The organism is Nocardia sp. NPDC059764 (assembly GCF_042732555.1).
In the GTDB taxonomy this organism is placed as follows: Bacteria; Actinomycetota; Actinomycetes; order Mycobacteriales; family Mycobacteriaceae; genus Nocardia.
Window position 1 is genome coordinate 26,717 of sequence record NZ_JBHWHH010000056.1, and the last position, 13,126, is coordinate 39,842.

At 68.5% G+C, this 13,126-nt stretch carries 11 protein-coding genes; 8 read left to right on the plus strand and 3 right to left on the minus strand.

The window, feature by feature from the left end:
* Nucleotides 1-131 precede the first annotated feature (131 nt).
* From ACFV4K_RS15135 to ACFV4K_RS15155, 5 genes are all read left to right on the plus strand, one after another.
* Nucleotides 132-1,643 carry a protein kinase gene (locus tag ACFV4K_RS15135; protein ID WP_379275230.1) on the plus strand — a complete coding sequence of 504 codons (1,512 nt, stop codon included), beginning with the start codon at nucleotides 132-134 and terminating at the stop codon, nucleotides 1,641-1,643.
* Nucleotides 1,644-1,790: 147 nt separating this feature from the next.
* Nucleotides 1,791-3,056, plus strand: coding sequence for a cytochrome P450 (locus tag ACFV4K_RS15140; RefSeq protein WP_379275231.1), 1,266 nt, complete (start codon nucleotides 1,791-1,793; stop codon nucleotides 3,054-3,056).
* Nucleotides 3,057-3,068: 12 nt separating this feature from the next.
* On the plus strand, nucleotides 3,069-4,298 hold the full coding sequence (locus tag ACFV4K_RS15145) for a cytochrome P450 (RefSeq protein ID WP_379275232.1): 1,230 nt from the start codon (nucleotides 3,069-3,071) through the stop codon (nucleotides 4,296-4,298).
* A 178-nt stretch (nucleotides 4,299-4,476) separates the two neighbouring features.
* Nucleotides 4,477-4,884, plus strand: a complete 408-nt coding sequence (locus ACFV4K_RS15150) for a hypothetical protein (RefSeq protein ID WP_379275233.1) — start codon at nucleotides 4,477-4,479, stop codon at nucleotides 4,882-4,884.
* A gap of 232 nt (nucleotides 4,885-5,116) precedes the next feature.
* Complete coding sequence (locus tag ACFV4K_RS15155) at nucleotides 5,117-6,151, plus strand: alpha/beta hydrolase (protein ID WP_379275241.1); 1,035 nt, start codon at nucleotides 5,117-5,119, stop codon at nucleotides 6,149-6,151.
* Between the two features lie 4 nt (nucleotides 6,152-6,155).
* Here the strand turns inward: ACFV4K_RS15155 and ACFV4K_RS15160 are convergent, their stop codons facing one another.
* Nucleotides 6,156-6,680 carry a PadR family transcriptional regulator gene (locus ACFV4K_RS15160; RefSeq protein WP_379275234.1) on the minus strand — a complete coding sequence of 175 codons (525 nt, stop codon included), beginning with the start codon at nucleotides 6,678-6,680 and terminating at the stop codon, nucleotides 6,156-6,158.
* A 117-nt stretch (nucleotides 6,681-6,797) separates the two neighbouring features.
* Here ACFV4K_RS15160 and ACFV4K_RS15165 point away from each other — a divergent pair, with 117 nt between their 5' ends.
* On the plus strand, nucleotides 6,798-8,102 hold the full coding sequence (locus ACFV4K_RS15165; protein WP_379275235.1) for a carotenoid oxygenase family protein: 1,305 nt from the start codon (nucleotides 6,798-6,800) through the stop codon (nucleotides 8,100-8,102).
* Between the two features lie 29 nt (nucleotides 8,103-8,131).
* Here ACFV4K_RS15165 and ACFV4K_RS15170 read toward each other — a convergent pair whose 3' ends face one another.
* Both ACFV4K_RS15170 and ACFV4K_RS15175 read right to left on the minus strand, forming a co-directional pair.
* Nucleotides 8,132-9,667 (minus strand): hypothetical protein, encoded by a 1,536-nt coding sequence (locus ACFV4K_RS15170; protein ID WP_379275236.1) that lies wholly within the window; start codon nucleotides 9,665-9,667, stop codon nucleotides 8,132-8,134.
* A complete protein-coding gene (locus tag ACFV4K_RS15175; protein WP_379275237.1) occupies nucleotides 9,667-10,293 on the minus strand; it encodes a hypothetical protein in 627 nt (208 codons plus the stop codon). Before ACFV4K_RS15175 ends, ACFV4K_RS15170 begins: the two co-directional genes overlap by 1 nt.
* A gap of 389 nt (nucleotides 10,294-10,682) precedes the next feature.
* On the opposite strand from ACFV4K_RS15175, the gene ACFV4K_RS15180 reads away from it, so the two are divergent.
* Both ACFV4K_RS15180 and ACFV4K_RS15185 read left to right on the plus strand, forming a co-directional pair.
* Complete coding sequence (locus ACFV4K_RS15180; RefSeq protein ID WP_379275242.1) at nucleotides 10,683-11,621, plus strand: DUF1254 domain-containing protein; 939 nt, start codon at nucleotides 10,683-10,685, stop codon at nucleotides 11,619-11,621.
* A 57-nt stretch (nucleotides 11,622-11,678) separates the two neighbouring features.
* On the plus strand, nucleotides 11,679-13,091 hold the full coding sequence (locus ACFV4K_RS15185; protein ID WP_379275238.1) for a DUF1254 domain-containing protein: 1,413 nt from the start codon (nucleotides 11,679-11,681) through the stop codon (nucleotides 13,089-13,091).
* The last annotated feature ends 35 nt before the right edge of the window (nucleotides 13,092-13,126 follow it).

Sequence of the window (13,126 nt, forward strand, 5' to 3'; positions counted from 1 at the left end):
CTGGTCGCACCCCACCCTAGCCAGCGGAAATCCCGGTGCGCCCGGGCCCCGCCGCATCCGATCCGAACCATTCCTCCGGCCGCCGATCGGCCCCGGTATTGTCTGCGGTGCAGGTGAATCGGGAGGATTGTTTGGCTGAGCAGCTCCGGCCGGGAGTGACCTTCGCCGGGTATCGGGTCGAGCGGCTCCTCGGCGTCGGCGGAATGGGCGAGGTGTACCTGGCCCACGACCGGGACCTGCCCCGATTCGTCGCCTTGAAGCTGCTCAATGTGGTGGCGGGGGACAGTGCCGAGACCCGGCAGCGATTCCTGCGCGAGGCCAATATCATTGCCCGGCTCGCCCATCCGAACATCGTCACCATCTACGCGCGCGGTGAGGAACAAGGTCGGCTGTGGCTGGCCATGGCCTACGTCGACGGCTCGGACCTGGAGGCAGAACTGCTCGCCGGGCCCCTGGAACCGCGCCGCGCCGCCGCCATCACCGCCGACGTGGCGCGCGCCCTCGACTACGCCCACGACGCGGGCGTGCTGCACCGCGACGTCAAACCCGCCAATATCCTGCTCACCGCGCAACCACGAGAATGGGCGCTGCTCACCGACTTCGGCATCGCCGAATCCAACCACGAGGTCCGCGGCATCACCGGGCGCGGCGAGGTGGTCGCGAGCTTCCAGTACACCGCGCCGGAACGCTTCAACGACGAGGCCCGCGTCGACCGCCGCGCCGACGTGTACTCGCTGGGCTGCACGCTGTTCGAAATGCTCACCGGCACACCCCCGTACGCCGACACCGACCTGCCCCGGCTGATCTACCGGCACGTGAAGGCGCCCGTGCCCGCGCCGCACGCGCTCAACCCGGCCCTGCCCGCCGCCCTGGACCCGATCCTGGCGCGCGCCATGGCGAAGAACCCCCGCCACCGCTACGCCACCTGCGCCGAACTGTCCGCGGCGGTGAGCGGCGTGCTCACCGAATCACGGTCGGCGGCGGCGGTTCCGCCGCCCAAGGCGAAGAATCCGCGCGACAAGAACCGGCACGCCGCCGTGCCGGAGTCGGCGCCCTGGGCGCGGTCACGCACCCTGCTGGTGGTGCTCGCGGTCGTCGTGGCGGTGGGCGCCACCGCCGCCGCGGTCGGTTTGCTCTCGGCGCTGATGGAACCGAGTCCCAAGGATTCGGCCGCGCCCACGACCAGCCCGCGCACCTCGGCCCCGGCCCGCCCGAGTACGGCCGCGGTGGCCACGTCGGTCAACCCGTCCGCCGCCGCGGCCGCCGACGGCTGCCAGACCCGCCGCACTCCCGACAGTGTCACCGGCACCGATCCGGGTGGCATCGCCAGTGGCCCCGATGCGATCCTGGCCTTCCAGTACGCCTACTACGTGCTCCGCTCCGGCTCGGTGGCAAGCCAATTCGTCGCGGGCGACGCCTCCAATGTGGCCAATCCGGCGACCATTCAGACCGGCATCGATTCGCTGCCGGTGGGCACCCGTTACTGCGTGCAGGTCGGCCGCATCGCCCCCGGCGATGACGAGCACTGGGCGGTCAAGGTCATGCAGCAGCGGCCCGGGGAATTGCCGGACGCGTTCACCCAGACGGTCACCACCCGCACGGTGAGCGGCCGCACGCTGATCACCTCGATCGTCGAGGAATAGCGGCCCGCCCGAGGAGCCCCGGCGGCCGTTGGCATTTCACAAAATCGGTAGGTGTGCTGCGGGGCTGCTAGTCTGCGATGTGGTGGCCCGATCGACAAGGCTCGGTGGGGCGCGGTGAAAGTTGTTCGTCGATAGGGAGTTTCGGTCGTGGACACGACAGGGTCGCGAGGCGGGTTCGCGGGGGTTCAGGGATGTCCGGTTCGCGGCGGAGCGGGTGTCGCTCCCGAGGAGCTCAGGATCCTGCTGGGCACACCGGAATTCGCGGCCGATCCGCACGCCGCCTACCGGGAGATGCGGCGACGCTACGGCTCCATGGTGCCCATCGAACTGGCCCCGGGCGTTCCGGCCACCCTGGTCGTGAACTACCGGACCGCCCTGCGAATCCTCAACGATCCGGAGCACTTTCCCGCCGACCCGCGCGTCTGGCAGGAGACCATCCCCGAGGACTCGCCGATCCGGCCGATGATGCAGTGGTACCCGAACGCGCTGCGTAATGCCGGCGCCGAGCACCTGCGCTACCGGCAGGCCTACTCCGCCGCCATCGACGGAATCGACTTGCACGCGGTGCATTCCACCGTCGAGGAGATCGCGGGCCCGCTGATCGCGGGGATCGCCGCCGAGGGCGGCGCCGACCTGGTGTCGAGTTACGCGCTGCCGCTGGTGTTCGAGGTGCTCAACCAGGTGGTGGGCTGCTCGACCGATATCGGGCAGCGGGTGGCCACCGGCATGGCGGCGCTGTTCGACACCGTCAATGCCGCGTGGGGCATGCAGACCCTGGCCGAGGCGCTCATGGAGCTGATCGCGCTGCGCCGCGCCGAGCCCGGCGACGACGTCACCTCCCGCATGGCGCACCACCCGGCCGCGCTCAACGACGAGGAGATGCTGTACCAGCTGGTCAGCTTCTACGGCGCGGGTCTCGAGCCGATGCAGAACCTGATCGCCAACACGCTGCTGCTCATGCTCACCGACGACCGCTTCGGCGGAGACATGCTGGGCGGCAGCCTCTCCACCCGCGACGCCCTCGACGAGGTCCTCTTCAACGACCCGCCGATGGCCAACTTCTCGATCAGCTACCCGCGTCAGCCGGTGCTCATCGACACCACCTGGCTGCCCGCCCACCAACCGGTCCTGATCAGCCTCGCGGCCTGCAACAACGATCCCGAGATCGCCGGCGGCGACCGCACCGGGAACCGCTCGCACCTGGCCTGGAGCGCGGGCCCGCACGCCTGCCCCGCCCGCTCGGTGGCGTATCTGGTCGCGCAGACCGCGATCGACCAGCTGCTCGACGCACTGCCCGACATCGCGCTGGCGGTCGGCAAAGACGAGATCTCCTGGCGTCCCGGCCCGTTCCACCGCGCCATGGTGGCACTGCCGGTCGAATTCCCGATCAGTCCCGCGCTGCGCGCGGTGTAGAAGGAGCTTTTCATGTCCCAGAGCCCGATCGTGCTGGATGTCACCGGCACTGATATCCAGGGCGAATCCGCCCGGATTCGCGAGCAGGGCCCGGTCGCGCTGGTCGAGCTGCCCGGCGGCGTCCAGGCCTGGTCGGTGACCGACCAGGAAGTGCTCAAGGGCCTGCTCACCGACGAGCGCGTCTCCAAGGACCCGCGTCAGCACTGGGCGGCGTTCCGCAACGGCGAGATCACCGAGGCCTGGCCGCTGCTGCCCTGGGTCGCGGTGGAGAACATGTTCACCGCCTACGGCGCCGACCACCGCCGCCTGCGCAAGCTGGTCTCCCCGGCCTTCACCCACCGCCGCACCACCGCCATGCGCGAGCGCATCGAGGCCATCGTCGCCGAACTGCTCGATGACCTCGCCGAGCTCCCGGCCGGTTCGACCGCGGACCTGCGCTCGCTCTACGCCTACCCGGTCCCGATCCGCGTGATCAGCGGGCTCATGGGGGTGCCCGAGCACCTCGACGCCGCGATCCACAAGTGCGTGGACGGCTTCTTCGACGGGTCGCTGACCGCGGAGGAGGCCATGGCCAACTTCCTGGAGATGTACGAGCGGGTCGGCGAGCTGGTCGCCTACCGGCGCGAGCACCCGGGCGACGACATCACCACCGCCATGATCGCCTCCCGCGACGAGGACGGCTCGCAGCTGTCCGACAAGGAACTCGTCGAGACGCTGATGCTGGTCATCAACGCGGGCCACGAGACCACGGTCAACCTGCTCGGCCAGGCCATCGTGGCGCTGCTCTCGCACCCGGAGCAGCTGGCCGCCGTCGTCGGCGAGCAGGCGTCCTGGAACGACGTCATCGAGGAGACCCTGCGCTACCAGGCGCCGGTCGCCCACCTGCCGCTGCGCTACGCGGTGGAGGACATCGAGGTCGGCGGCGTCGTGATCCCCAAGGGCGAGGCCATCCTCGCCTCGTACGCCGGCGCCAGCCGCGACCCGAAGATCCACGGCGAGACCGCGGACCGATTCGACATCCAGCGCGACACCAAGGACCAGCACGTCGCCTTCGGCTACGGCGCCCACCATTGCCTCGGCGCCCCGCTGGCCCGCCTGGAAGCAGCGATCGCGCTTCCCGCGCTGTTCGAGCGTTTCCCCGGCCTCCGGTTGGCTGCGCCCGCAGCGGAGCTGACCCCGATCGGCAGCTTCATCTCCAACGGCCACACCAGCCTGCCGGTGGTGCTGAACCCGGGCGAGTAGTGACCCGCCGCTGATCGACCGCCGCATCGCCAGGCCCGGTGACTCGCCGGGCGGTGCGGTTCTCCCGGGTGCGGGACCCGCGCGCTGGACCACGGAGGCGCCCGGCCATACTGGCCGGGCGTCTTTTTCCGAGTGTGTTCAGTGATTCACGTCCCTCACCCAGGAGGCATGAATATCCATGGTCACCATCCGGAATCGATACCGCTCCGCCCTGTCCTTCTCCGCGCTCGCGGCGCTGGGCGTGAGCCTGGTCTGTACCGCCGCCCCCGCGCTCGCCGCCAATTCGATCGCGGTCACCTCCGCCGCCGCGACCTCGATCGGGATCGACTACACCTGTGAGTCCTCGGCGGGCGTCAGCAGTATTCAAGCGATGGTCGGCGATCCCACCGCCGACCGACCCGCCGCCACGGGCGCGCAGACGACCTTCAACTGCGACGGCTCCCAGCACACCGCCACCGTGGCGCTCAGCCCGGCCGTGGGGGAGCCGGCCCTGGAAAAGGGTGCGCCCGTTCAGGTTCGGGTCGCGCTGGTCGACCAGAGCCAGAACGTCGTGTCCGGTACGGCGAAACTCCTGACTCTCGGGTAACCCGCCGAGTTCACTCGCGCCTCGGGATCCGGTGCGCAAGCTGTTCCGTGTGCGCAACGATCCGGCAATCTGCCGTTCGACGGCGTGTGCCAGACTGTCCGCCGCGTGCCCGATGCGCAGTTGGTCGGGCCGTGGGCGGTCATGGCCGCCGGAGAACACCCCCCGCCCGGATTCGAACCCGGCGCGGCATGCGAGAACCAGGAAAACCCCCGACGTGCGATTCCGCTCGATCATGTGCAGTGCGGCGGTGATGGCGGCGACGGGAATGCTCGCGCTGACCTCGACGCCCTTCGATCTCGCGGCCAAGGCCGAACCCGATGCGCTGCCCTTCTCGACCGGCAGCGGCGGGGAGGCCGCGGCGGACGGTTCGAGGATTGTGGCAACCCGCGTGATCGACGATCGGCACCTGCAGTTCACCGTGCATTCCGCCGCCATGAACATGGACTTCCCGGTGGACGTGCAGCGCCCGGCCGACACCTCCGTGCCGCGGCCGGTGCTGTACATGCTCAGCGGCGGCAGCGGCGGCAAGGGAGCGGCGTCGTGGGATCAGCGCACCAACGCCTTCGACTTCCTGGCGGACAAGAACGTCAATGTCGTGCAGCCGATCGGCGGCGCGGCGTCGTACTACACCGATTGGCGGCACCCGGACCCGCGGCTGGGCGTCATGAAGTGGACGACCTACCTCACCGAGGAGCTGCCGCCGCTCATCGATGCCGCGCTCGGCGCGAACGGCCTGAACGGGCTGGTGGGCGTGTCCATGTCCGGCACCTCGGTGCTGCAACTGCCGATCGTCAAGCCGGGGTTGTACCGGTCGGTGGCCGCCTACAGCGGCTGTGCGCGGATCGCCGATCCGATCGGGGAGGCGTTCGTGCGGATCACGGTCGCCTTCGGCGGCGGTGACGCCATCAATATGTACGGGCCGTCGGGGGACCCGCAGTGGGCGGCCAATGATCCCTACCTGCACGCCGAGGGACTGCGCGGCCTGGACCTGTACCTGTCCAGCGGCAACGGCATGCCCGGACCCCACGACAAGGTCCTCGACAAGCACTTCGCCGGGGCCGGGGACAATCTCGCGAACCAGATCCTGGTGGGCGGCATTCTCGAGGCGGCCACCGATCAGTGCACCCGGGCCATGGGCGACCGGCTCGAGGAGCTCGGCATCCCCGCCACCGTGAAACTGCACCCGTACGGCACCCACTCGTGGGGCTACTGGGACGACGAACTGCCCGCGTCGTGGCCGGTGCTGGCGCACGGGCTCGGCCTGTAGCGGTTCAATCCTGTTCGGGCGGTAGGTTTTCCAGCGCCCAGCGGGCCCATTCGGCATTCAGGGCGGTGGCGCGCGCCCCGTACTCCAGGGCCAGATGGCCGTAGCGGGACAGGTCGCGTTCGTTCCAGTCGATGCCCTGCTCGAGTTCGCGCAGGTTCGCGTGCTCACGTTCGGCCCGCTCGGCGATATCGGTCAGATACGCGCGGGCCAGGGTCGGCGGGATGACGCCGAGGAAGAAGACCCGCAACAGCATCTCGTTGCGGTGCACCTCCTTCGGCGTCGTGGCGGTCAGCCAGGTGCGCAGGTCCGCGAGCCCGGCGGCGGTGATCGTGTACTCCTTGCGCCCGCGCGGACCTTCGTCGGTGACGGCGATGAGTTCGGCGTCGGCGAGCTTGGTGAGTTCGGTGTACATCTGGCTCTGCGTCGCGGGCCAGACATTGGCCAGGGACAGCTTGAAGGTGCGCAGCAGGTCGTAGCCGCTGGCGGGACCGTCGGACAGCAATCCGAGCAGGGCATACCGGAGACTCATGGGCTCAGCTTACATTCCACTCTTGACATGTCGGAAGAGGAGGCTCAATCTTGGACATGTCAGAACTGGAATGTCGCAGCCGTGAGCATCCGCTGCTCGGGCAGACAGGTATCGATCATGACCACTCCTCCTCATCTCTCCGGCAACTACGCACCCGTCCCCGACGAGATCACCGCCTACGAATTGCCCTGCACCGGAACGATTCCCGAGGACCTCAACGGCTGGTTCGTGCGCAACGGACCCAACCCGCACGACGCCGTCTCCCCGCACTGGTTCTTCGGCGACGGCATGGTGCACGGGGTGCGCCTCGAAGGCGGACGCGCTGTCTCCTACCGCAATCGGTGGGTGCGGACCACCCGGTTCACCGACGGCGCGCAGGGCATCGACGCGCAGGGCAACCGCGACTACGCCGCGGGCGCGGCCAACACACACATCGTCCGGCACGCCGGCCGCAGCTTCGCCCTCGTCGAATCCTCGTTCCCCTACGAACTGACCAGCGAGCTGGACACCGTGGGCCCCTACGACTTCGACGGCAAGCTCACCACCGCCATGACCGCGCACCCCAAGACCTGCGCGGTCACCGGGGAACTGCACTTCTTCGGGTACGACTTCCTCGAGCCGTACCTGACCTACCACCGCGCCGACGCCGCGGGCAATCTCGAACTCAGTCGCGCCATCGACGTCCCGGCAGCCACCATGCACCACGACTTCGCGCTCACCGCGAAGCATGTGCTGTTCCTGGATCTGCCGGTGGTGTTCGACAGGCAGACCGCCATGTCCGGTGGGGCCATGCCGTTCCGGTGGAGCGACGACTACCAGGCGCGCATCGGCGTGCTGCGCCGCGACGACCCGCACGGTCCGGTGCGCTGGTTCGACATCGAACCCTGCTACGTCTTCCACACCCTCAACGCCCACGACGACGCGGGCCGGATCGTGCTCTACGCCATGCGGTATCCGAGCATGTGGCGCGACACCTCCCAGGGCTTCGACACCGGCGCGAACCTGTGGCGCTGGACCCTCGACCTCGCCACCGGGGCCGTCCACGAGGAACGGATCGACGACCGGATCGCCGAATTCCCGCGCATCGACGACCGATTGGCGGGGCTCGACGCCCGCTACGGCCACGCCTCGGTCTCCGGCTGCGGCACCGGCGCGCTGCTGCGCTACGACCTGCACACGGGGTCGAGCACCGTCCACGACTTCGGTCCCGGCCGAGTGCCCGCCGAAGCCGCGTTCGCGGCGGCCGACGAAACCCCCGGCGGTGCGGGCTATCTCATGACCTACGTCTACGACGCCGCCGAAAACCGCAGTGACCTGGTCATTCTCGACGCCGACGACCTCGGCGGCGAGCCGATCGGCACCATCCACCTGCCACGCCGTGTGCCGCACGGGTTCCACGGGAACTGGCTGCCCGACCTCTGATTCCCCGGTCGGACAGCCGTTCTCCGTCGTCAGTGCGTGCGGGGGAGCGCTACCGCGAGGGCGTCGATGGCGAAGCCGCTCGTGGTGACGCGGACCGCGGTGTCGGTGAAGCGGCGGTCGCCCAGCGCGGTCCGCACGAACCGGCGGACTGTCTCGGGCTGGTCGGCGATCGCGGCCGAGGTGGCCGCGGGTACCTCGATGCTGCCGTCGAAACCCCTTGGCTGATCGGTGATTCCGGCGGGCTGGACGGTTTGGCGGAGTCCGTCGACGGTGTGCAGGATCAGATCGAGGCGGCTGCCGTCGGCGAACTCCAGGCGCAGGGGCGTGGGGGAGACCGCGAGATCGAAGTTCTCGATCCGCGCTCCCACGCCCGATGGGGTTGTGCCCGCGTAGGCGTACGGGGACACGGGCACGCTGTCGTCGACCGAATGGTCCGCCAGGGAATTGTCCAGGATCTTGCCCGTCAGCGGCTGATCGGTGGGCACGAAATCCCAGTGCTCGGCGGTCAGCGTCTTCACCCAGTACCCGGTGCGCCCGTCGGCGACGCCCTCCACACGCAGTTCGCGTGCGGCCGAGCCGATCCCGGTCTTGTGCACCGAGACCCGGTCGGTGATCTGCCCGGGAATCTTGGGCTGCGCGGTCCAGTCGGGTGCGGGCAGCTGGATCGCGGCATAGTGGTCGTCGATGCGCTCAGCGAGCGTGTCGGGTGCTTCGGGCCGGCCGCGCTGGTCCTCGTAGGAGTAGCGGAAGAAGACCTTGTCCGCGCCGGAGATATCGAAGTCGTACAGGCGGGTGTAGAGGTCGCCGAACCGGTTCACCACCAAGGTGGTCGAACCGCTGGTGGAGATACCGACCGCCCGGAAACGTCCACCCGCGGGGGTGGACATCTCATAGCTGTGGTCCAGCGGCAGCCACGGGTCCACGTAGTGGATGCGATGCCCGTCGTCGGTGAGCGCGTACACGTGCGATACCTTGGCCCCGCCCACCGCGTGGTCGTTGCCGGCGGGGTCGCGCCAGACATGGTCCTCGCCGGGGGAGATCACCGACCAAGTCCACGCTGTGGTGCCCGGTGGCAGAGTGTTGCCCGGACCGGTCCACAGTGGGGTGCCGTAGCGGCTGGACCAGTTCCAGTCCTTGGGCGCGCTGAGAATGCGGTCCAGGGTGAAGAAGCGGCCGTCGACATCCACTGCCATCAGCTCGTCGTCATCGGCGGACACCCCGACGATGCGGCCCGCCAGGCAGCCCGGCAGCGGCAGCGTGCGCCAACCGCCCTGCGCGGCGGCCGGTTTGACGTAGACCGCGCCGTCGCGGGCGGCGAAGGACCAGCGGCGATTGAAGGTGTCCGCGGTGCCGCGCAGCAGGACCCGGTCCGGCAAGGCGATGGTGGCGGCGGGGAACGCGTCGAACCCCGCGGTGGTCTCATCCGCGCCCGGCTCCGGGGTGCCGACGGTGCCGAGCAGATCGCAGGTAGGCGCGGCGGTCGCGGCCTGCTGGGGCACGGCCAGCGCGAAGGCGAGTCCGGCAGCCGCCGCGAGCACGCTGTGGCGCAGGGTTGGATCGGTCATCACAGCCACCCGAGGGTGCCGAAGATCGCGATGGCGAGCGCGTCCACGCCCAGGATCGCGCCGACCGCGATGGCCTTGGCCCGCACCGTCGGCAGGTCGTACACGAAGAAACAGGCCACGAAGAACGGCACATAGCCGACCAGCCAGATCAGGAACGGGAACCCCGCGTGCCACCAGGACCAGTCCCAGGTCAGCACGCCCATCTTGTTGAGCAGCACCTCGACCCCGACCGCGGCCGCGGAGTTCAGCGCGATCAGCACCGGCCGGTTGGGTAGCCCGAGGATACGAGTGTCCTTGGGCGGCAGCATCTTCGCCGCCGCGATGCCCATGATGGCGAACATGAAGCAGATCTCGATGTTCAACCCGATGAGGATCTGATAGGCCGTCGGTCCGGTCGCGCCCCACACCGGCGCCCGCCCGGTGCCGTGGAACACCAGCGAATTCCAGATCTCGTTGAACAGGTCCATGCCCCACAGTGCCAGCCCCGCGAACAGCACATTCCAGTTCCGCCGCTCGACCTCGGTGGCGTACACGTAGATGACGACCAGCAACAGCGGAATCACGTACCACTTGAATTGGCTGCTGTCCCGCAGTAATTCGAGCGCCGTCCGCGCGTGATCGGTCATCGCCACACCCTCCCACGTCCATTGAGCCCCGCGAGTGTGTTACAAATCACCGTCAAATGTCAACCTGCAAGGCCCTCATGTTCGGCTGGGGTGCCGACGCGGTCAGTCAAATATCCCGTGCTCAACTCCTGTGCGCGTACGGTCTGTTCAGCTAGCTGAGTATTAGCCAATGGCTCGGCCGGTGTGCGGTCCGGCCGGGCACGTGCTCGAGGAGGAGTGTTCGCGTGAAACTACATCGATGGGGTGCGGTCCTGGCTGGTGCGGCCCTGACCTGCACGGTGATGGCCGCCTGCAGTAGTTCCGACAATTCCGGTGACACTGCCTCGAGCGCGTCGGCGGGCATGTCGCCGTCCGTGGCGCCGGAGTATCCGGCGAACCAGCCCGCCACGGTGACCGCGGACAATTTCGTGCGCGCTGAATCCGACCGCTACTTCGCCGCGACGGTCGCCGACGGCGGATTCGGCAAGCTCCACCACATTCGCGAGCCCATGCCGATCGACCACCAGACGGTCGTGCGCGCCAATCGCGACACCCTGTACTCGTCGGCCGTATTCGACCTCGACGCCGGACCGGTCACCGTCACCCTGCCCGACTCGGGCAGCCGATTCATGTCGATGCAGGTATTCACCGAGGATGAGTACACTCCCGAAGTCGTCTACAAGGCAGGCAAATACACCTACGACAAGAACAAGATCGGCACCCGGTACGTGATGTTCGGCATCCGGACCTTCGTCGATCCCACCAATCCGCAAGACGTCGACGTGGTCCACGGATTGCAGGATCAGATGAAGACCGAGCAGGCTGCGCCCGGCACATTCGAGATTCCGCAATGGGATCAGGCCAGCCAGGACGGCATTCGCAATGCGTTGCTGACCCTGGCCGCCACGCTGCCCGACACCCGGCGCGCGTTCGGTCCCAAGGGGCAGGTCGACGAGGTGCGCCACTTCATCACCGCGGCGTCGGCCTGGGGCGGAAACCCGGAGAAGGACGCGCTCTACCTCAATGTGACGCCACCGGAGAACAACGGCCAGGTCAATTACAAGCTGCACGTGCAAGACGTTCCGGTCGATGGGTTCTGGTCGGTGAGCGTGTACAACGCCGAGGGCTATTACCAGCCCAATCCGCTGAACGCGTACTCGATCAACGACGTGACCGCCAAGAAGAACGCCGACGGTTCGGTCGACATCCAGTTCGGCGGCTGCGACGGCCAGATCCCCAACTGCCTGCCCATCGAACCCGGCTGGAACTACATGGTCCGGCTCTACCGCGCCCACCAGAACGTCCTCGACGGCACCTGGACCTTTCCGGCCGCACAGCCCATCCGGTAGCACGACGCGGGCCGCGAAATCGCACACTTAGAGCGAACCTCTGGCTACCGTCGCACCATGACGGTAGCCAAAGAGGTTTCCCGCCGATCGGCGGTAAAGATTGTCGGTGTGGTCGCGGCCGCAGCGGTCGGGTTGACGGCGTGCGGCACGTCGTCGGACTCCACGTCGAACTCGACCACCTCGGCCGCTGCCGGCGACATCGAATCGGTGGCGACGGACGCGTATGTGTTCGGGTATCCGCTGGTCCTGATGGACGCCACCCGCGCCGGGGCCGCGCCCGTGAACCATTTCGATCACGCGAGGACCCTGCCCGACGCCGCCAACCGATCGATCGTGCGTATGAACCAGGACACGCTGTATTCCCAAGCGTGGCTGGATCTTTCGTCCGAGCCGATAGTCGTGCAGGTACCGGCCATGGAGCGCGGCCGGTATTGGCTCTTGCAGACCATGGACGCCTGGACCAATGTCACCCACAATCCCAGTAGCGTGCGCCCGCAGCTGAAATCCGGCAAGACCGACGGCCCGTTCACCTACGCGTTCACCGGCCCCGGATTCAGCGGCACCCTGCCCGACGACATCACCGCGATGCCGATGCCCACCAACATGGCCTGGATCCTCGGGCGCGTACAGGTGGACGGCCCCGCCGACCTGGACGCCGTGCACGCCATCCAGGACCAGATCAAGATCGCGCCGCTGAGCGCATGGCAGCAGAACCCGGGCACCAGCAACCCACCCGCGACCGCGACGCCGGGAAGTGAGGCGGCCAGAACGGTCGCCGACATGAACGGCCACGACTTCTTCGCCAAGCTGAGCACCCTCACGGCCGCCAACCCGCCCGCCGCCGCGGACGCCGACGCGATGAAACGGTTCGCCAGCGTCGGCATCAAACCCGGCGCGAGTGTCGATACGCTGCCCGCCGACAAGCTGGACGCCGCCGCGACCGCCGCCAAACGCGGCATCAGCACCTACCAGAACCCGCAGGCCAAGGACGAGAACGGCTGGCAATTCGCCACCAATCTCGGCACCTACGGCACCGACTACCCCCAGCGCGCCAATGTCGCACTGCTCGGGCTCGGCGCGAACCTGCCCGAGGACGCCATCTACCCGATGTACACCTCCAAGCCCGACCAGGACAACGGCCCGCACCGGTACCGCCTCCACTTCGCCGCGGGGCAGCTCCCGCCGGTGGACGCGTTCTGGTCGATCACCGCGTACGCCGCGGACGGCTACTTCTACGACAACCCCGGCAGCATCTACGCCGTCGGCCATCTGATCCCGCCCACGGCCAACCCCGACGGCAGCGTCGACATCGCCGTCCAGAACGCCGAGCCGGGAGCCGATGTGCCGGCCGGTAACTGGCTGCCGATCCCGGCGTCGGGTCCGTTCAGTCTCAACTTCCGGCTTTACGCGCCCAAATCCCAAGCCACCAACGGTGATTGGCAGCCGCCCGCGCTCACGCCCGTCTCCTGACCCGAGCTCGCCCATCGCAACCCACCGGAACCGTC

Excerpts from the sequence above, each read along its gene's own strand:
- ACFV4K_RS15185 (WP_379275238.1), top strand. The coding sequence starts at position 11,679 with ATGACGGTAGCCAAAGAGGTTTCCCGCCGATCGGCGGTAAAGATTGTC.
- ACFV4K_RS15170 (WP_379275236.1), bottom strand. The coding sequence starts at position 9,667 with ATGACCGATCCAACCCTGCGCCACAGCGTGCTCGCGGCGGCTGCCGGA.
- ACFV4K_RS15175 (WP_379275237.1), bottom strand. The coding sequence starts at position 10,293 with ATGACCGATCACGCGCGGACGGCGCTCGAATTACTGCGGGACAGCAGC.
- ACFV4K_RS15145 (WP_379275232.1), top strand. The coding sequence starts at position 3,069 with ATGTCCCAGAGCCCGATCGTGCTGGATGTCACCGGCACTGATATCCAG.
- ACFV4K_RS15160 (WP_379275234.1), bottom strand. The coding sequence starts at position 6,680 with ATGAGTCTCCGGTATGCCCTGCTCGGATTGCTGTCCGACGGTCCCGCC.
- ACFV4K_RS15165 (WP_379275235.1), top strand. The coding sequence starts at position 6,798 with ATGACCACTCCTCCTCATCTCTCCGGCAACTACGCACCCGTCCCCGAC.
- ACFV4K_RS15150 (WP_379275233.1), top strand. The coding sequence starts at position 4,477 with ATGGTCACCATCCGGAATCGATACCGCTCCGCCCTGTCCTTCTCCGCG.
- ACFV4K_RS15155 (WP_379275241.1), top strand. The coding sequence starts at position 5,117 with ATGTGCAGTGCGGCGGTGATGGCGGCGACGGGAATGCTCGCGCTGACC.